Annotated in this window: 16 protein-coding genes; 3 read left to right on the plus strand and 13 right to left on the minus strand. The window is 43.5% G+C overall.

All coding sequences use genetic code 11. The features are described 5' to 3' along the window. From PASHI_RS15850 to PASHI_RS15860, 3 genes are all read left to right on the plus strand, one after another. On the plus strand, positions 1–1857 hold the full coding sequence (locus tag PASHI_RS15850; RefSeq protein ID WP_082710960.1) for a sensor domain-containing diguanylate cyclase: 1857 nt from the start codon (positions 1–3) through the stop codon (positions 1855–1857). A 13-nt stretch (positions 1858–1870) separates the two neighbouring features. Further along, positions 1871–2881 (plus strand): porphobilinogen synthase, encoded by a 1011-nt coding sequence (hemB, locus tag PASHI_RS15855; RefSeq protein WP_062566302.1) that lies wholly within the window; start codon positions 1871–1873, stop codon positions 2879–2881. A 132-nt stretch (positions 2882–3013) separates the two neighbouring features. Beyond that, the gene (locus tag PASHI_RS15860) at positions 3014–5800 is read left to right on the plus strand and encodes an ExeM/NucH family extracellular endonuclease (protein ID WP_062566303.1); all 2787 of its coding nucleotides are present in this window, start codon (positions 3014–3016) and stop codon (positions 5798–5800) included. 84 nt (positions 5801–5884) lie between these two features. Here PASHI_RS15860 and PASHI_RS15865 read toward each other — a convergent pair whose 3' ends face one another. The 13 genes from PASHI_RS15865 to PASHI_RS15925 all read right to left on the minus strand — a co-directional run bounded on the left by PASHI_RS15865 (position 5885) and on the right by PASHI_RS15925 (position 20551). After that, on the minus strand, positions 5885–6301 hold the full coding sequence (locus tag PASHI_RS15865) for a hypothetical protein (RefSeq protein ID WP_130167370.1): 417 nt from the start codon (positions 6299–6301) through the stop codon (positions 5885–5887). Between the two features lie 434 nt (positions 6302–6735). Beyond that, positions 6736–8823, minus strand: coding sequence for an elongation factor G (gene fusA, locus PASHI_RS15870; RefSeq protein WP_062566304.1), 2088 nt, complete (start codon positions 8821–8823; stop codon positions 6736–6738). Positions 8824–9032: 209 nt separating this feature from the next. Continuing rightward, on the minus strand, positions 9033–9761 hold the full coding sequence (locus PASHI_RS15875; RefSeq protein ID WP_054552333.1) for a response regulator: 729 nt from the start codon (positions 9759–9761) through the stop codon (positions 9033–9035). Between the two features lie 37 nt (positions 9762–9798). Then, on the minus strand, positions 9799–11421 hold the full coding sequence (locus PASHI_RS15880; RefSeq protein WP_062566305.1) for an ATP-binding protein: 1623 nt from the start codon (positions 11419–11421) through the stop codon (positions 9799–9801). 14 nt (positions 11422–11435) lie between these two features. Next, positions 11436–12974, minus strand: a complete 1539-nt coding sequence (locus PASHI_RS15885) for a tripartite tricarboxylate transporter permease (RefSeq protein WP_054552331.1) — start codon at positions 12972–12974, stop codon at positions 11436–11438. Positions 12975–12977: 3 nt separating this feature from the next. Further along, on the minus strand, positions 12978–13442 hold the full coding sequence (locus tag PASHI_RS15890) for a tripartite tricarboxylate transporter TctB family protein (protein WP_054562934.1): 465 nt from the start codon (positions 13440–13442) through the stop codon (positions 12978–12980). Positions 13443–13451: 9 nt separating this feature from the next. Beyond that, on the minus strand, positions 13452–14417 hold the full coding sequence (locus PASHI_RS15895) for a Bug family tripartite tricarboxylate transporter substrate binding protein (RefSeq protein ID WP_370316435.1): 966 nt from the start codon (positions 14415–14417) through the stop codon (positions 13452–13454). Positions 14418–14429: 12 nt separating this feature from the next. Next, positions 14430–15671, minus strand: a complete 1242-nt coding sequence (locus PASHI_RS15900; RefSeq protein WP_054552329.1) for an OprO/OprP family phosphate-selective porin — start codon at positions 15669–15671, stop codon at positions 14430–14432. 227 nt (positions 15672–15898) lie between these two features. Beyond that, a complete protein-coding gene (locus tag PASHI_RS15905; RefSeq protein ID WP_054562936.1) occupies positions 15899–16558 on the minus strand; it encodes a 3-oxoacid CoA-transferase subunit B in 660 nt (219 codons plus the stop codon). An 11-nt stretch (positions 16559–16569) separates the two neighbouring features. After that, positions 16570–17277, minus strand: coding sequence for a CoA transferase subunit A (locus tag PASHI_RS15910; RefSeq protein ID WP_062566306.1), 708 nt, complete (start codon positions 17275–17277; stop codon positions 16570–16572). A 9-nt stretch (positions 17278–17286) separates the two neighbouring features. Then, complete coding sequence (locus PASHI_RS15915; protein WP_062566307.1) at positions 17287–18048, minus strand: 3-hydroxybutyrate dehydrogenase; 762 nt, start codon at positions 18046–18048, stop codon at positions 17287–17289. A 4-nt stretch (positions 18049–18052) separates the two neighbouring features. Continuing rightward, the gene (locus PASHI_RS15920; protein WP_062566308.1) at positions 18053–19240 is read right to left on the minus strand and encodes an E22 family MetX-like putative esterase; all 1188 of its coding nucleotides are present in this window, start codon (positions 19238–19240) and stop codon (positions 18053–18055) included. Positions 19241–19249: 9 nt separating this feature from the next. Continuing rightward, complete coding sequence (locus tag PASHI_RS15925) at positions 19250–20551, minus strand: GntP family permease (RefSeq protein ID WP_054562937.1); 1302 nt, start codon at positions 20549–20551, stop codon at positions 19250–19252. Positions 20552–20741: the final 190 nt, after the last annotated feature.

Genomic DNA, 20741 nt, shown 5'->3' on the forward strand with positions numbered 1-20741 from the left:
ATGAAGCGCCTATGGTCACTTTGTGGCGTACTCTTCGTTTTTTTATTTACTCCTTATTTATTGGCTAACCCACTTATTGTTAGCTCACAATTTAAGTCTCAACATACGCTAAATGTTGAGTACACCCTTGATCCTATTACTCAACAACAAGCATTTAGCAATGCTAATGTAAAATGGCTGAAAAACCGAGGTGAAACCTTAAATCTAGGCATGACTTTAAAGCCTCTGTGGCTCAAGCTATCGATAAAAAACACCTCATTAGATGATGTACCGCTGATATTATCGATAGATAACCCTTTACTCGATGAAGTGAGCGTCTTTCACCTGCAAGGTGGGCATGTGTTATTTAACACAAAAATAGGTGACGCCGTTCCTTTAGCCAATCGGCAAATTAAAAATGAATCGCTGCTAGCCTCATTAACTATTCCAAAAGCCAGTCATTCCGAAATCTACCTAAAAATTAAAAACAACGGTGGCCTAAGAGTACCTCTAAGCCTTTGGAGCCCCTCTGAATACCTAAAACATAAAAGTAAGTTCAATTTATTGTACGGCTTATTAGTCGGTTTTATTTTATCGCTCGCACTCACTAATTTAGTACTTTATGGCTTTTCTAGACGCCGCTATTTCGCCTACACTGGGTTATTACTTACCTTACTTTGGTTGTCGCTAGCCTACCTTTATGGCTATGGTTATCGTTACTTACAACCGAGCGGTTCATCGTTTCAACAACTCACCATACCGAGCCTATTTTTCATTTGTGGTGCGTTATTTGTGCCCTTGCAAGGCTATATATTCGGCTTTACCAAATCTCGCTTAAATCGCTTTCAGTATTGGCTAGCGTGGGTCGTAGTGCTTGTCACCGTAATAATGTGGCTCTTACCAATTCATATTGCAATTACACTTTGCTTATTAAGTTTACCTGTGGTGCTTATCATCTTTGCAAGTATTGCTCTAAAGCAGTTTAACCGTGAGTATAAACAGCCTTGTAGCGCTTTTCTAATCGCCCTATTCGCTTTCTTCTGCGCCATTATTTACAGCGCACTTGGGGTATTTAACCCGTTTAATTTAAATATCGGAGTGCTGTCACTTACCTTTATTTGCTTTTTGGTTTGTAGCTTAAGTTTAAGCTATGCAGTTATAAAACTGTTTTTGATGCAGCGCGATGCTGAAGTTGCAGCACAACAAAATGCCTTAGCTGAGAGCAAAGCTAAAGATACTTTAATGCGCGAGCGCCTTGAACTGCAAGAACAAGCTCGCCAAGACCTTGAAGCGAATATCGAGGAGCGTACCTTTGAGTTACAAGTGACATTACGCGAGCTTGAAGAGAAAAACCGAGAGCTTGAACAACTCAATATGGAAGACGCGCTGACAAAAACCAAGAACCGCCGTTACTTCGATAAAAAGCTACTAATGGATATTCGTCGCTCGCGACGTGAACAAACACCTTTAGCCATCATCATGTTAGATATTGACCATTTCAAAGTAATTAATGACACCTACGGTCATTTAACCGGTGATCAAACCATTCAATCAGCTGCCGATGTCATTAAACAGCACCTGAAACGACCTCTTGATGAAGTGGCGCGCTACGGAGGCGAAGAATTTGTCGTGCTGTTGCCTAATACGCCACTGACAGGTGCATTAGAAATTGCCGAACAAATACGCAAAGCAGCCCAAAATACTGATATAATAGTTGCCGGAACAACGATTAAATTTACTTTGAGTGCAGGTGTTTACAGCGCAATTGCTGAAGACATTAATAACCCAAGTTTATTCACTGACTATGCCGACAAAGCCTTATATCATGCCAAGCAAACAGGTCGAAATCGCGTAGTGAGTTATCCTCTACCAGACTAGGAGTATACAAAGCATGGCCCAATCAGGACTCGACCTTTTCCCTTATACACGTATGCGCCGCATGCGTCGTGATGACTTCTCTCGTCGCCTAATGGCTGAAAACCAACTAACTGTTAATGACCTTATTTTTCCTGTATTTGTGTTAGAAGGTAAAAACCGCCGCGAAGCTATTGAGTCTATGCCTGGCATTGAGCGTCTTTCTATCGACTTACTACTTGAAGAAGCAAAAGAGCTTGTTGAATTAGGTGTTCCTGCAGTGGCTATTTTCCCGGTAACACCGAGCGATAAAAAATCTCTACTTGCTGAAGAAGCCTATAACCCAGATGCATTAGCACAACGCACTGTTCGTGCGCTTAAAGAAGCTTTTCCTACATTAGGTGTGATCACAGATGTTGCACTTGACCCGTTCACCGTTCATGGTCAAGACGGCATTATCGATGAAGACGGTTATGTGATTAACGATGTAACAACTGAAATCTTAGTTAAACAAGCGCTATCGCATGCCGAAGCGGGTGCGGATGTAGTTGCACCATCAGACATGATGGATGGACGTATTGGTGCAATTCGTGAAGCACTCGAAGCCGAAGGCCATATCCACACTCGTATCATGGCTTACTCTGCTAAATACGCCTCTAGCTATTATGGCCCATTCCGTGATGCGGTAGGTTCTGCAGGCAACTTAAAAGGTGCCGACAAAAAGACCTATCAAATGGACCCTGCGAACTCTGATGAAGCAATTCGTGAAGTAGCCCTCGATCTGCAAGAAGGTGCAGACATGGTGATGGTAAAACCAGGTATGCCTTATTTAGATGTAGTACGCCGCGTAAAAGATGAGTTTGGTGTACCCACTTTTGCTTACCAAGTAAGTGGTGAATATGCCATGCATAAAGCAGCCATTGATAACGGCTGGCTTGCAGAAGAAGCAATAATCATGGAATCATTACTAGCATTTAAACGTGCTGGCGCCGATGGCATCCTGACTTATTTTGCAAAACAAGCAGCTATTTGGTTAAAAAATAACTAATCTAAAGTAAATGTTCTAAAAATTGGTAATTATTCCTATTTTATTAACATTTTGTATTTAATTTGTCATAGATTTTTCTTAAAGTACTGTGTCCCATATTGGGACTTTTATAATACATACACGGGAAAAATAATGATAAATACAAAATTAACGCCGCTCGCGCTTGTGATTGCAAGCCTGAGCGCACCTGCTTCTGCCAACCTAATCATCTCTGAATACGTTGAAGGAAGCTCTAACAATAAAGCGGTAGAGCTTTACAACACTTCTGGTGCTGAGCTATCGCTTGACGGTTACACCATCTCTTTATACTCAAATGGTAACGGCGATCTAGCAGACCCGAATAACAGCTTAGCTTTAACCGGTACTCTTGCAGCAAACGCAACTTACGTTATTGTTAATGCAGGCTCTGCAGATGAGTTAAAAGCCAACGCGGACACTGAATCAACAATCACTTATTTCAACGGTGATGACGCATTAGTGCTAACTAAAGATGGTGCAATTGTTGATAGCTTTGGTCAACTGGGCGTAGATCCAGGTTCAGCATGGGATGAAGGCGGCGTTTCAACACAAAATAAAACACTTCGCCGTAAAGCTTCAATCACTTCAGGCCGTACTGATGCAACCTCAGCGTTTAACCCAAACGATGAGTGGGAGCAATTCGACCAAGACGATTTCAGCAATATAGGTCAATATGGTGAGAGCACAGAGCCAACGCCTGAACCAGAGCCAGTTACTCCTCTTGAGTGTGGTGCAGAAAAAACCTTAATCAGCGCAATTCAAGGTGAAGGCGGCGACAGCCCGCTTATCGACACTGAAGTAGAAGTTGAAGGTGTTGTTACAGCTGACTTCCAAGGTGATGATCAACTAAAAGGCTTCTTCATTAGCTCACTTGCTGCTGATATTGATGAAAATGCACTTACTTCTGAAGGTGTATTCGTTTATTTCGCAGATACCGACGTTGCTGTTGGTGACCATGTGCGCGTTAAAGGTAGCGTGGCTGAATACTACAGCGCAACACAACTAGGCGATGTTAGCCAAGTTGAGATCTGTGCGACAGGTTTATCTACTGACGCAACCGCTATTTCTTTACCAGTTACTGACGTGGCAGACCTTGAAGCTTACGAAGGTATGTTAGTAACTATAGATCAACCTTTAGTCGTTAATAACAACTACGGTCTTGGTCGCTATGGTGAAGTTGACTTAGGTACTGAGCGTTTATACCAAGGTACTCAAGTTGCGCTACCAGGTGATGCAGCAAATGCTGTTGAAGCTGAAAACCTAAAAAAACAAATCTTAATCGACGATGGTTCAACAAAGCAAAACCTTGATCCTATTGCCTACCCAGGTACCGGCCTTGATGCCTATAACACGTTACGTTTAGGCGATACTGTTAATACGATTACTGGTGTAATGGGTTACAGCTTCAACCGTTACCGTATTCACCCTACAGTACAACCTGAGTTCACTGCGACTAACCCTCGTACAGATGCACCAGAGCTTAACGAAGATGCAGACCTACGTGTAGCAAGCTTCAACGTCTTAAACTATTTCAATGGTGATGGCCAAGGCGCAGGCTTCCCTACTAGCCGTGGTGCAGATAGCGAAGAAGAGCTGATTCGCCAAGAAGCTAAATTAGTTAGTGCAATTACAGCTATTAACGCTGATGTTATTGGCTTAATGGAAATCGAAAATGACGGTTTCGGTGAAAATAGCGCTATTGCTAGCCTAGTATCTGCACTTAATGATGAAGATGCAGAAAATACCTACGCATTTGTTGATTTCGGTGTTGACCAAATTGGTACTGATGCAATCACTACAGCACTGATTTATCGCTCAAATAAAGTATCTGAAGTTGGTAAGGCTGCTCATACTACAGTAGAACCTTTCGATTACAGTAATCGCCCGCCAATTGCACAAAGCTTCCAATCTCTTGAAAGCGAAGAAATCTTCACTGTTGCCGTTGCCCACCTAAAATCTAAAGGCGGCTGTGGTAGCGCTGAAGGTAATAATGCTGACTTAGGCGATGGTCAAGCATGTTGGAATGAAATCCGTGTTGCGGGTGCAAATGCATATGCTGATTGGTTAGCAACTTACCCAACTGAAGTTGAAGATGAAGATATCATCCTAGTCGGTGATATGAACTCTTATGCGATGGAAGATCCTATTCGTGCATTTGCAGATAAAGGTCTGAAGAGTGCGGTTGCTGAACTAGATGGCGACACATTAGGTTACTCTTATAGCTTCTCTGGCCGCATTGGTAGCCTTGACCACGCACTAGTCTCTGAATCTATGCTAGCTAAAGTTGTTGCTGCTACGGATTGGCATATCAATGCCGATGAGCCAATTAGCCTAGACTACAACCTTGAGTATAAGTCATCGACACAACAAGCTAGCCTATACGCTGACAATGCATACCGCGCATCTGATCACGACCCAGTAATTGTTGATATTCAATCTGCAGAGCCTATTCCTGCAGAGCAGGCACCAGTAATCGAAGCGAGTCAATCATTCGAAATCGTAGAAAATAGTGAAATTGGCGCTGTGATTGGCCAACTAGTTTTCTCTGATGGTGATGCTGATTACACCCCAGTAGTAAGCTTTAGCATTGAAGGTGAGCATGCTGATGCAATTGCAATCAGTGCTGCAGGTGAAATCACAGTGGCTAAAGAGCTAGACTTCGAAGAAGAAGACAAGCTTACGCTGATGATCCGTGCAGAAGATAGCGCTGGTAATCTATCAGAAGCACAACTGCTATACATCAACATCACAAACGATGAAGCTGATGATGAAGTAGAAGATGTAGCTGAAGAAGTTGAAGAAGAAACAGAAGAAGAGTCAAAAGATGATGATTCTGGTTCATTTGCTTGGTTAAGCTTACTTGCTTTACCGTTTGCACTTCGTCGTCGTATGAAAAAATAAACGACGCTATATATAAATAAGGCCGCATTTCGCGGCCTTTTTATTTCAGTTCACTTAATTTAGCATTATTGAGGCTTGCTAGTATTAGGCTTTACATTGCAGATTAGGCTTTATGGCACAACCTGCTTTTGACTTATAGAGCTTAGCAATGTCAATCTGTTGCTGCTCATCAATCTGCCAGTTCATAAACTGGTGTGTTTTACCATTCGCTAAGGTAATTTTAAATACTGTGATGAATGCCATTGGGTTAAATTCAACAGTGACAATATCTTCAGCGTTGATGTAACGCTTACCTAATCCTCGCGAATAACAAATCCCCGCCTTGTAACAGTGTAAGAAGCGCAATTCTAAAAAATTTAATAGAGTAATAAATAGCAGAACAGGCAACAATAGCATCAAAATTGATGCTCCTAGCAAAGTAACGCTTAATGCAACAAGAATAGCCAGTGCTATCTTGCTTCCCTGTAGAGTCCAATTAGGACTTAACTTAATCGTTTTCATGAGTATATTTCTATAGTTGTAATATTTAATAAGCAGACGTTTAATACAAAATGATTAAAAAATCATTCGGGCGCCATTTTACATAGACTAAAAAAGGTACACAAGGTACAAAAAAGCACTTTTTTACTAGAACAAAGTAATTAGCTTACAACTTACTAATAACCTTATATATTTCTTGAAAATGAAATTTGTATTAAAATCGTACAATTTAAGAGCAGCAGCACTTAAATCGTATTAGCTATTTAGAAAATACTTTAAAAGTGCGATACCTGTACCGGTACATTAATAACTCAAAGCTGAATGGTTAATTAACATACAAAGGAAAGAAATGATTACTTTGTAATCGAAAAAATTACGACAATATATTTACGATTTTTAGGTAATAAAAAACCCGCAGCATGTGCGGGTTTTTTTAAAAGAAGTTAAGAGGCTAATTACTTAGCAGCTTTTTTCTCTTTTTCTGCAGCGATTACTGTTTCAGCAACGTTTGCAGGACATGGTGCGTAGTGTGAGAACTCCATAGAGAACTGACCACGACCAGAAGTGATAGTACGTAAGTGGCCGATGTAACCGAACATTTCAGAAAGTGGTACATCACCCTTGATGCGAACGCCCATTGCGCCAGCTTCTTGGTCTTTGATCATACCACGACGACGGTTAAGGTCACCGATTACGTCACCTACGTTGTCTTCCGGAGTGAATACATCAACTTTCATGATTGGCTCAAGAAGTTGTGCACCCGCTTTAGGGATAGACTGACGGAAAGCGCCTTTAGCAGCGATTTCGAACGCGATTGCTGATGAGTCAACTGCGTGGAAAGCACCGTCGAAAAGTTCAACTTCAACGTCTAATACTGGGAAGCCAGCTAGAACACCTTCTTGCATCATTGATGCGAAGCCTTTCTCAACTGCAGGCCAGAATTCTTTAGGTACGTTACCACCAACAACTGATGAAGAGAACGTGAAACCTGAGTTTTGCTCGCCTGGCTTGATGCGGTAATCGATCTTACCGAATTGACCAGAACCACCAGATTGTTTCTTATGCGTGTAGCTATCTTCGATTTCTTTCGTGATAGTTTCACGGTAAGCAACCTGAGGTTGACCAACAACTAGGTCTACGCCGTAAGTACGCTTAAGGATATCTACTTTGATATCTAAGTGAAGCTCACCCATACCTTTAAGGATGGTTTCGCCTGAATCTTCGTCAGTTTCAACTTGGAATGAAGGATCTTCTGCAACCATTTTACCGATCGCGATACCCATCTTCTCGTTACCGCCTTTGTCTTTAGGAGCAACAGCGATTGAGATTACTGGATCAGGGAAGATCATCGCTTCAAGTGTACATTCATGCTTAGGATCACAAAGAGTGTGACCAGTTTGAACGTTCTTCATACCAACAACAGCGATGATGTCACCCGCTTGTGCTTCAGTAAGTTCGTTACGCTCGTCAGCTTGCATCTCAACCATACGGCCGATACGCTCTGTTTTACCAGTTGCTGAGTTAAGGATTGTGTCACCTTTCTTCATGCGACCAGCGTAGATACGGATGAACGTAAGTGCACCGAAACGGTCGTCCATGATTTTGAACGCTAACGCTTTAAGTGGCTCATCTGCAGAAACAGTTGCTACTTCACCAGTAGGCTCACCTGTTTCAGGATCAGTTAGAGGTTGTGGGTCAACTTCTGTAGGCGAAGGTAGGTAATCTACAACCGCGTCTAATACTAACTGCATACCTTTGTTTTTGAATGCAGAACCACAGTATGTTGGGAAGAACGCAAGATCACGAGTACCTTTACGGATACAACGTTTGATGTCTTCTAGTGAAGGCTCTTCACCTTCCATGTAAGCCATCATTAGGTCTTCGTCTTGCTCAACAGCAGACTCAACAAGCATCTCATGGTATTCGTCAACTTTGTCTACCATGTCAGCTGGAACGTCTTGTACTTCGTAGTTTTCAGGAAGACCAGTCTCGTCCCAAACGTATGCTTTTTTCTCAAGTACGTCTACAACACCAGTGAATTGGTCTTCGATACCGATTGGTAAAGTCATAACTAGTGGGTTAGCACCTAGTACTTTCTCAACTTGACCTACAACGCGGTAAAAATCAGCACCCATACGGTCTAATTTGTTTACGAAGATTACACGTGCAACTTCTGATTCGTTCGCATAACGCCAGTTAGTTTCTGACTGCGGCTCAACACCACCAGAACCACAGAATACACCGATACCACCGTCTAGTACTTTAAGTGAACGGTATACTTCTACTGTAAAGTCAACGTGTCCCGGAGTATCGATAACGTTTAAGCGGTGGCCTTTCCACTCACAAGTTACAGCTGCTGATTGGATTGTAATACCGCGCTCAGCTTCTTGTTCCATGAAGTCAGTAGTAGACTCACCGTCGTGTACCTCACCAGTCTTATGAATTTTACCCGTAAGCTTAAGGATACGCTCAGTGGTGGTAGTTTTACCCGCGTCAACGTGGGCGAAAATACCAATATTTCTGTACTTCGATAAATCTGCCATTATTTTACTCTTAATAAAGTCGAAAAATTATTCGGCGGGAGTATAGCATTACTTAAAGCGAACATCACCATCGAAGTCGCTTAAAATGCAATCAATTTTATAAAATTTTTCTATGCTCAGGATAAGCGGCACTTTTTAACGTGCCGAACAATGAGTTTATGCTACTAAAATCGCTAATTTAGCACTGATTTGGCTATTAAATGATGCGATTAGCTACTTGTCATTTTATAACAGCGCTCAGGTCGCCCGATACTTCCATAGCTCTGATCAGCACTGACTTGCTCAGCTTCAAGCAAGTATTCTAGGTAACGACGGGCTGTTGAGCGGCTTACGCCGACTAAATCACCCATTTGCTGAGCAGTAAAAGCCGTGCCAATATTCGCTTTAAAAGCTTTTAAGATCTTTTGTAAAGTAAGCTGATCCACCCCTTTTGGCAACCTGACTGGGGCTTTTAACTGTTCTTGCGATCCAAATAAAGTATCGACCATAGATTGGGTTACTTCATCGGCATCTGACAAACATTGTTGCCTTGCTTCGAATCGCGCCAACGCTTGATCTAAACGATTTAGCATTAATGGTTTTACTAAGAAGTCACAGGCACCAAGTTGCATGGCTTTTTCCAGTGTTTCTACTTCTTTTGCTGCGGTTAATAGCATTACTTCGCTTTTCATTTCTTCGCGGCGTAATTCATTAAGTAAATCAAGACCATTGCCATCGGGCAAATGAATATCGAGCAAAATTAAATCGGCATTAATCGCCGATAATAGCGCTTTCGCAGTGGCAAGATTGCCTGCAATACCCACAACCTGATATTGCCCCTGACGCAGTGTTTGCCGCGCCCCTTGTTGGCCAGCAACGCCATGAGGAAGTAATAAGTATTGCGCCAATAATTGGGCTACTTCTACTTCGTCTTCAACAATGACAACTGAGTAAGTCATGTTCTTTACCTTTTATTTATAGGCTGATCATTTTTTATTATTTTGGAATGTAGACACTTAAACGTGCTCCCATCAGATCAGACTCACCTATTTCTAAACTACCACGACACGAATCTAAGTTGGTTTTAACTAAATAAAGGCCAATACCATGCTCTGCCCCTGACTTAGAACTGTATTGTGGTGTGAATATCACATCCTTGTCATCGCCTAAACCAAAGCCGCTGTCTTCAACATCAAACAATAATGTTTTACTGGTTTCATCAACCGTAACACGAACTTTAGGGGTACGTGTATCGCTAGCTCGAATAGCAGCTTCAATTGCGTTATCAATCAAATTGCCAAGTATCGAGACAACCCGTTCAAGCATATCTTTACGGGTGATCGATCCTAATAAGCTATCTGGATTAAGCTCAAGTATCACGTTTAATTCACGGGCTTTATGGTATTTACCAACCAATAAACCTGCTAGTACCGGATCTTGGATCCTTTCGAGCAAATGATGGATCTGCGCTTGCGAGCCTTTACTTTCTTGACCAATTAGCTCAATCGCCTGATCCGTTTGCCCCATCTGAATTAACGCACCAATTAAGTTTAGCTTGTTCGAGTAATCATGCGTTTGCACTCGTAATAACTCAGCAAAGGCCTGCACTTTGGTTAATTGCTGCGATAAATATTCAAGTTCATCCGCAGGGCGCATACTCAGCAAAATGCCATCAGCCTGACCTTGCACTTGCAATGCATATCGCGACAACACAATGCGTTTATCGGCGGCAAACAATTCAAAACCAACAATCGGACGCTGTTGGTTATGCATTAAAAACTCGCTATGTTCAGGAAGCAAATCTGCAAGCTTAAGTGGCTGATGAATACAGCTGGTCGGTTTACCGAGGATTTCGCAGGCACGTTGATTTAAGTTACGTACATTACCTTCAGGATCGAGGGCGATAATGCCGCTACGAACAGTATTCAAAATAGCATCTTGCTCAGAGAACAACCGTGCTATTTCGTCAGGCTGTAACCCAAAAATAGCATTACGAACCCGTTGACCAATATACACCGCGGCCAAAATACTTAAACCGACTAACAACAAACCCCAAAGCATGATTTCTGCACTGCGAGCACGAATAAGCGGTTCAATTGATTGCACTAAAAAGCCAACCGATACCAAGCCGATGACTTCGCCTCGCTCTGAGAGCACAGGGACTTTGCCACGGATAGATTCGCCCAAACTCCCTTTAGCAATCGACACATACCGCTCACCACGCAGCGCCGCTTTACTATCACCACCCACCATCGGCTTACCGAGCTTGTCGGGGTCTGGGTGAACAATGCGACGGGTATTCTTATCGCCAATCACGATAAAGCTGGCTGCGGTGAGTTCACGAATATGCTCTATTTGCGTATTTAACTCATCAAGCCCTTGCTTGGTTTGCAATGCATTTTGCACGTCATCCCGTGAGGCAATACTGGTTGCGAGCGCAAGCGCTTTATCACCCATGTGGTTATGTAAGCTTTCTGCGGTGATCTGATACACCAATGCGCCAAACAATACAGCCTGTAAAACACATAGACCGGTAACCCAAATAATGAGTCGCGTTTCTAAGCGCTTGGGTTTTTTAACCACATGCTGAAATGGATTTAGCTTATTGGTGTATCTCATATCAGTGCCTTGTTCTACGCATGTTGCTCTGCTTGCGTAGCTGCTTTTTCTTTACGACGTTGGACAATATAGTCTTTCAGTGGGAACAACAACACTAAGATCGAAATCACAAAAATACTTAGTGTTAATGGGCGGTCCCATAAAAAGCTTAGTGAACCATCTGAAATCATCATGGCACGGCGGAAGTTTCGCTCAATCATATCACCGAGGATAAAGCCAAGTAATAAAGGCGCCATAGGGAAAGCTAACAAGCGAAGCACCAAGGCCACCAGCGCAAAGCCCACCATCATAAATAAATCAAAGGTGTTAAATGACACTAAATACACACCAATTAAGCTGAAGAATAAAATCATCACGGTCAGCACAGATTTAGGCATTGCCAACACTTTAGCGAAATATGGGATCAACGGCAGATTCAAAATCAGCAGTACAATATTGCCAAAGTACATACTGACAATGACAGCCCAAAACACGCTTGGGTTTTCTTGCATTAACATAGGGCCCGGCTGAATACCGTAGGCAATTAATGCACCTAGCATAATAGCTGTTGTACCAGAGCCTGGAATACCTAAAGTCAGTAGTGGTACAAATGAGCCAGTACAAGCTGCATTATTAGCCGACTCAGGTGCCGCTAAGCCACGCATCGAACCCTTACCAAATTTATCTTTCAGCGCTTTTGGAGCAAGGTTACGCTCAGTAGCGTAGGCCATAAAGCTGGCAATGGTTGCCCCTGCGCCCGGTAAAACACCGACTATAAAGCCAAGTAAAGATGAGCGGCCAACCACAGGAGCCATATCTTTGACTTCTTCTTTAGTCAGTTTTGTTGAACCAATTTTTGGCGTATCAGGATCGTCAATTTTTTTATCTGGCTCAGCTTCTGGGCGCGCCACATTAATCAGTGCCTCAGCCAACGCAAACGTTGCCATTGCTACTAATAAAAAGCTAATACCATCTAATAAATCAGCTTGGCCAAAAGTAAAGCGCTCGGTACCTGAAGAGGGATCAATACCTACCGTTGCCAGCATTAAACCAAATACCGTCATCATCATGGCTTTTAAAAATTGCCCTTTATTAGAGAACGCAGCAATCGCCGTTAAGCCTAAAAACATCAGTACAACATAATCAGGCGATTGGAAACTTAATGACACTTTCGCTAATAATGGCGCAGCCACCATCAATAAAATGGCGCCAATGGTCCCACCTATAAAGGATGAATAAGCTGCAATCGCAAGGGCTTTACCTGCCTTACCTTGTTTTGCTAGCGGATAACCATCAAACGATGATGCTACCGTCCCCGCCACACCCGGCGCATTAATCAAAATAGAAGAAGTAGAGCCACCGAATATAGCCCCGTAGTAAACACCGGCCATTAAAATCATGCCCGAATCAGCACCGATGCTGTAAGTGATCGGGATCATCAACGCAATTGCAGTAATTGGACCAAGACCCGGTAGCATACCTATGAACGTGCCAACAAAGCAGCCTACGATCACATATAACAAGTTGTTCCAGTCGAGTACGGTCGACAAACCTAACATAATTCCATCAAGCATAACTTAACTCCACAGATTGCCAGGTACTAAGTAAATGCCCAGTACTTGTGTCATTAAAAACCAAAAAACCACGGCCACAGGCACAGAAGCAAACAACAACACTGCCTTACGGCGTTCGCCCATGATAAAAAAGCCCGTAATTAAAAATGCACTGGTGGCAATTAAAAAGCCGAACGGTTCAAGCATGGCGCTATAAGCAACCATCAACACCAACAGTGCAAAGGTACGTAGTAAGTTGCCCTTACTGAGTAGCTCTGCTTTTTCTGCAGGTGCTTGCTTTAATAAGTTGGCACCAATCGATAGTACACACACCACGATACCGAATACCGCATACACTTTTGGTAAGGTTGCAGAAGTAACGCTTTCGTACTCTTCAAATGGCATAAGTGGAATTTGCCAAGCCACAAGGGCGTAGAGGGTAAAGAGGACCAAGAATAAACTTGGTCCAATTAGTTCACGGTTTAACATCGTCTAACCTTAGCCTCGGATAAAACCAAGTTCTTTCATTACAACGCGTAATTGCGCTTCTTGCTGCTCAAGCGATTTAATAAACGCTTCTTTTTCTTGAAATAGATTTAGCCAACCATTACGGGCACGAACCGCTTCCCATTCAGGGGTTTGTTGCAACTTACGTAGCTTTTCTGTGTACTCGGCTAGTTTGTCTGCTGGTAAATCTGGGGTTGCAAAAAAGCCGCGCCAGTTTACGAACTCCATGTCGTAACCTAGCGACTTTAAGGTTGGAATTGCTGGGTAATCTGGCAATTTATCTGCAGAAGTCACCGCTAAAATACGTGCCTGGCCACCATTAGCGACTTCGAGAGCTTCACTTAAGCCTGTTGAAAGTAAGTTGACCTCGCCCGACAATAAACCTGCTTTCGCTTTACCACCGGCATCGTAAGGAATGTAACGTAATCGACGACCATCAAGACCCGCCGCTTTAACTGCTTGTGCAGCCACTAAGTGATCCATGCTGCCGCGCGCAGAACCACCTGCTACTTTTACAGAGCCTGGGTCTTTTTTCATTGCATCAATAACGTCTTGCCATGTTTTAAATGGCGAGTCATTACGCACCACAAATGCACCATAATCAGCAATCATGCTGGCAACTGGTGTTAAATCGCGATAGCTGTAAGGAATTTTGCCTGATAATGCGCGCAGTACGATAGGCGTTGAGTTAACCATCAACATATCGCCTTTTTTAGTGCCCGACTCAATCAAGTAAGCAATTGCACGGCCACCGCCGCCGCCCGACATATTCTGAAACGATGCATTATCTTCAATGCCCGCTTTTACCATTGCTTCACCGACACCACGTGCTGTGGTATCCCAACCGCCGCCTGGGCCACCCGGTACCAAAAAGTGTAAGTTTGCTAATGCCAGTGGGCTGGCTACTAATAATGAAGCTGCTAAAACAGATCTTTTTAATGATTTAAACATAGTCATAATGCACGACTCCTAAAATAAGTACTGCATACGAGCACTGATGCCCATACCTGAATCTTCATCACCTACCAGCGTAGAAGCACCGGCACCATCAACATCGCTGTAAATCAGGTTGCCCATAAATTTGATATCGCTGCTTAGGTAATATGATGTGCCTAATGTATAAGTGGTTACGTCGGTACCTTGCTGTTTGCTGCTAGCATTCATTTGTGACACACGTGCAACCAGCTCCCATGCATCTTTAATCCCTTTTGGTTGTACAAATAATGCAGAGCCTGCTTTGTAACGGCGCTGCTCACCGCCTAAGAAGTAACTTGCCGAGACATGAAAGCCATCAAAACGCTCACCATCAAGTTCGTTACTACTATCTACCGTATCGAGGTAGCGGCTGGCATATTCAGCCTCTAGAGTGAATGCATTTGCTTGGTAGGCAAATTCAAGACCGCTTTGTGACATGCTATTTAGCGCTGCGGTTTCACCACCGACTGCGTAATCCACTAAGCGAACATTGGTTTCACGCACTTCACCACGGGCAAAACGAGCGCTTAAATCATTGTCGCCCATATCACGATAAGAGTGCCAAGCACCTAAATGAATCACATCACCCGGCGCTGCACTAGACCAAGTTAAGCGACCTGTTACAGCCAATGTCAGTTTGTCATCTTCGTCATGGCCTGAGGCACCAAATGCATCGTTTTTGTAAACACCCACGGCGTAACGCAAGCCTGAATCTTTAAAGTATTGATAAGCCGAGATACCCCAGCGGAAGAAAGGCGAGAAGGTGTTAGCAAGGGTGCTACGCTCAATGGTATTAATGTGTTTAGAACTGGTTAGCGCATTGAGCGACATGTCTTCACGAATTTTACCGGCTTTTACTTTTAAGCCGTTGTCGAATGCATAACGTACACGCGCTAACACGATTTCAGCCGTGCCTTCAGAAAATTCGAGTAGTAATTTGTGATCCCAGTTACCATGTTCACTTTCAACATAAGTACGGATACGACGCGGGAAGAAGTCGCTGCCTCCAGCGCCATCATTGTCGGCATTGTAAGCACCGTCGAAATAGTTGTAATCAAGTTGCACGCGGCCACCAAATTCTAGGTTGAAGCCGCTAGATGTTTTTAATGAATCCACTTCTTTTTGAAGTGCATCGAGTTGTTGCTGTAGTTGTTCAGTGTCGCTTTGTGCGAATGCTGATGTACTTGCTAACGCCGCTGCAACGGCTAAAGCGAGCTGTGTGTTACTTGCTTTCATGAATTACTCCACACCAGATTATAATTATTTGTTGTCGTTGATCGGCCTACTGCAAATGGCGATCTGGTTTGGAGCATAGTGTTAACGATAGATTAACGAAATGTTTAGGGGGTAAGTTGCATTGATGGTGATAAATGGCTTTTTGTTCATAAAACTCATGAACAAAAAGCACATTACTGGGGGTTAGTATAAAATCTAGGCAAATTAGCTGCTTAAAAGTCGCAAAACTAGCTAAAAGTCATCTCAGGAACGTCACCAGAGACAATAAGTTTGCCCTGTGTCTTAGCAATAATCTCATCAACCGAGACACCTGGAGCACGCTCTAATAAATGAAATGCACCGTCTTTAATTTCTAAAAGTGCCAAATCGGTGATCACTTTATTGATACAACCAACGCCCGTTAACGGCAAACTACATTCGGTCAGCAGTTTTGATTCACCATGCTTGTTGGCATGGGTCATAGTACAAATAATGTTTTTAGCACCAGCCACTAAATCCATCGCACCGCCCATCCCTTTAACCAACTTTTTCGGGATCATCCAACTGGCTATGTTGCCGTTTTGATCTACTTCAAACGCGCCCAGCACGGTTAAATCAACGTGGCCGCCGCGGATCATGGCAAAGCTTTCTGCGGAGCTAAATATAGCCGCCCCCGTTGCAGCGGTGACCGTTTCTTTACCTGCGTTGATCATATCGGCATCAACTTGGTCTGCACTTGGGTATGGCCCCATACCGAGTAAACCATTTTCTGATTGCAGCATCACTTCGATGCCATCAGGGACATAATTAGCGACCAAGGTTGGAATACCTATGCCTAGGTTAACGTAGTAACCATCCTGTAGTTCCATCGCCACGCGTTTAGCGATTTGTTCTCGTGATAATGCCATCAGCGTGCTCCTTATTGATTCTCTTGCTTAGTGGTAACTTTCTCGATGCGTTTTTCAAATTCACCTTTAATCACTCGGTCAATATAGATACCCGGCGTGTGAATTTGGCTTGGCTCTAGCTCCCCTGGCTCAACAATTTTTTCAACTTCAAGAACCGTAATTTTGCCTGCGGTTGCTGCCATCGGATTAAAGTTCATCGCCGTATGACGATAAATACAGTTACCGTAGCGATCTGCTTTCCACGCTTTAACTATCGCAAAGTCGCCAGTAATGCTTGGCTCTAATAAATAATCGCGACCATTAATATTGCGGGTTTCTTTACCGTCAGCCACCGGTGTACCGACACCCGTTGCGGTATAAAATGCAGGAATACCCGCACCACCAGCACGCATTTTTTCAGCTAAAGTGCCTTGCGGTGTGAGCTCAACTTCAAGTTCACCATTTAATAGTTGCTGCTCAAATAGCGCGTTTTCACCAACGTAAGAGGCAACCATCTTGCTGATTTGCTTGTCTTCAAGTAGCACTCCTAAACCAAAACCATCAACACCACAGTTATTCGATACCACGGTTAAATCACGGGTGCCTTGACGTTTAATTTGCGCAATAAGTCCTTCAGGAATACCGCATAAGCCAAAACCACCGGCTATCACTGTCATGCCATCTTCAAGACCAGCCATCGCTTCGCTGTAACTTGTAACTACTTTATCAAAACCTGCCATTGGCTCCTCCTACTGTGCAGTCCAACCGCCATCAATGGCAATTGCTTGGGCGGTAATATTGCGTGCTGCATCGGCCATTAAAAAGCTAACGGTATGCAGGATCTCATCTAAGCCGATAAATGCTTTTTTCGGCATCGGTGCTAACATAATTGTGTCGATCACTTGTTGCTCTGAAATGCCATGCTCTTTGGCTTGCGAGGCAATTTGTTGCTCCACAAGCGGTGTTTTTACATAGGCTGGGCACACAGTATTAATCGTGATGTTGGCATCACCCGTTTCGAGCGCCATGGTTTTAGCAAAGCCGATTAAGCCATGTTTTGCAGCGATATAAGCCGACTTATATTTAGACGCCACCATCGCATGAATTGAGCCAATATTAATGATACGACCAAAATCTTGCTCACGCATGCGAGGGAGTACTGCCTTGGTCATCATCGCCGGGCCAACGAGCATAACTTGCTGTAAGAACTGCCACTTATCAGCCGGAAAATCTTCAAGCTTCGCAACGTGCTGAATACCTGCATTATTAATAAGTACATCAATTGGCTGATTAAGCTCAGTAAAAAACTGCTCTATTGCATCACTGTCTGCCACATTAAGTGCATACCCTTCGGCGCTACCACCTTGCTCAACAATGCCTGCTGCCGCTTGCTGTGCTGCTTGCTGATTTAAATCAGTCACAATAATAGTGTGACCTTGCATCGCCAGTTGCTGGGCAACATATAGACCAATACCACTGGCTGCACCAGTAATTAAAACTGTTTTGTTCATCGGGCTACTCCTCTAAAAACTCACTGATAAGCTGCGCTTTCGTGGCGATTGAGAAAATGCCATCAAGGTGTCCCCAACCCCCTTCAATTTCTGAAATCTCAACGTCTTTACCTGCCGCTTTCATGGTGTCAAACACTGTACGCATGTTTTCAGGGCGAAGCAGTAAGTCGTTCGTTGCGGGTAGTAATAATGTTTTGGCAGAGACATTTTTAAGCGCCGTTGTTAAATCACTTTGCATGCCAGCGGTAAATAGTTGTGATGCCCGGACCAAATAAAGTACATGGTTGGCATCTTGCGTTTTCGCTCGTGCCATTGCGCGCTGAGCGAGTACTTGGTTTAACTTAGGCAAGGTACGAATATCTTTTAACGCACCTTCATCCAATACATTAAAGTCAGGGAAGCTCGCGTTATAAATAATTGGATGCATCGCATCTTGTGTAATATTAAGCATGGTTGCTGCTAAGCCATCTAACGGGCGCTCTTTACCGTAGTAATTACCTTGCTGCCAGTTTTTATCTAAACGAATTGGTAACGCCCATTTTTCAAGTGCCGCGACTGTCCATGCATCCATAGTTGCAGCGCCAATCACATGAATTAAACGCTCTACTTTATCTGGATAACGTGTTGCCCACTCAAGTGCTTGAAACGATCCCATTGATGCGCCCATCACAGCATGTAATTTAGTGATACCTAAGCTGTCGAGTAAGCGCTTTTGCACATTCACAAAGTCAGTAATCGTAACCACAGGGAAATCTAACCCATAAGGTTTGCCTGTTTTTGGATTAGTTGATGCAGGGCCTGTCGTAATTACATTTTCATCATGCCAGTTGGCATTCACTAGGGTATCTGAGCTAATCACATAATATTTATTCGTATCGATAGCTTTACCTGGGCCGATAATCGCATCCCAATAACCCGGTAGGGCATCATCCGCTTTATATTTACCTGCGGCATGAGAAGTACCAGAGAAATAATGAGTGATTAAAATCACGTTATCTTTATTGGCGTTTAGTTTTCCGTAACTTTCCCAGCCAATGTCCACTTGCTCTAAAGTCACACCAGACACAGTGGTAAAATCTTTTGTCGTAAAATGCTGTTTTTCCACCAGCATGGTGTCGGCTTTGTTGGCAGCGCCAAACGCAGTGCTACTAAATACAACCAGCCATAGCAAAATTATTAATTTGGTTTTCATTGCTGTTCCTTAAAAGATAATAAAGAGTCCAAGTGCCAAGGCGACACCGATAAGCGGAATAACCGCAGTGAGCGCTGCCATTGACCAATACGCTCGTTGATGCGTTTCTTTACAGATAGCGCGTATTGTTGTGACCACATAACCATTATGCGGCAAGGTATCTAGGGCTCCAGAGCTAATTGCCACTACTCGGTGCAGTTGTTCAGGGTTTACACCCATGTCTAAATAACCCGGTGCGACAAGCGGTAATGCAATAGCTTGCCCGCCAGAAGCCGAACCAGTTAAACCAGCAATTACACTGACCGCAACCGCAGCACCAACCAACTCATTCCCCGGCATATGGGTCATCACATCGACAGCGGCGGTAAATGCTGGTGATACTTTCGCCACAGCGCCAAAGCCAACCACAGCAGCGGTATTACCGATTGCCACTAAAGCGCCAGTTGTACCAACATTAATCGCGTTACCCATATCGTGAAAATGCTTGAAGTTAATAATCACAATACTCAGTACACCACCAAGTAAGGCAACAATAAGCGCGGTTTGCTGTAGTACATCATGTAGCGTAAATGATAAAAGTAGCACCACGATCAGCGGGATCACACCCGTAATTGGATGCGGACGACGACGCTCAATAATGACAGGGTCATCATCACGCGCTTCAAAGGTCTCGCCGTTAGCAACGGCCTTTTTGATCATCTTGTTTAACCAAAAGTAACCTGCTGTCGCCATGAATATAGCCACCACTAAGCTCACTTCCCAAGCCGCATAGGGTGACGTACCAAGGTGCTTAACCGGGATCCAGTTTTGAATTTCTGGCGAGCCTGCCGAAGTCATGGTAAAGGTCACCGAACCAAATGCCAGCGTTGCTGGAATAAAGCGGCGCGGTAAGTTTGCATCTTTAAACAGACTTAATGCCATTGGGTAGACAGAAAACGCAACAATAAAGACGCTCACGCCACCGTAGGTTAAAACTGCACAGGCAATCACAACCGCAAGAACGGCGTGCTTCATACCTAGTTTACCCACAATGTAGCTCGCAACACTGTCAGCAGCACCGGTGTCTTCCATGAACTTACCGAATAAAGAACCCAGTAAGAACATAAAGAACCATGCGCTTAAGAAGCCTGCAAAGCCATCCATATAGGCGTTAATAAAGTTTGTATCTGCCGATACAGGGAAAATGGCCATGCCACTACTAAGTGCAACTAACAGTGCACAGATTGGCGCAGCGATAAATAAATTTACCCCACGCAGCGTTAAAATGATCAGCAGTATTAAACCGCCTAACAGTCCTATCATGCTCAGCATAGACATTCCTATAATTATTGTTATTACACAGATGAGGTGACATCGGAATAATGCTTTCAGTCTTACCCTAAGCGTTCAAAAAATACATAACACTAAGGTACTATCTGCTTTAAAAATAGCTTAATTGCTTGATAAATAAAGGGCTGCGGCGGGTATAGCACTATGGTACTAATTCAATTTTTGCAACTAT

Origin of the sequence: Pseudoalteromonas shioyasakiensis, assembly GCF_001550135.1 — a bacterium.
Classification (GTDB): domain Bacteria; phylum Pseudomonadota; class Gammaproteobacteria; order Enterobacterales; family Alteromonadaceae; genus Pseudoalteromonas; species Pseudoalteromonas shioyasakiensis.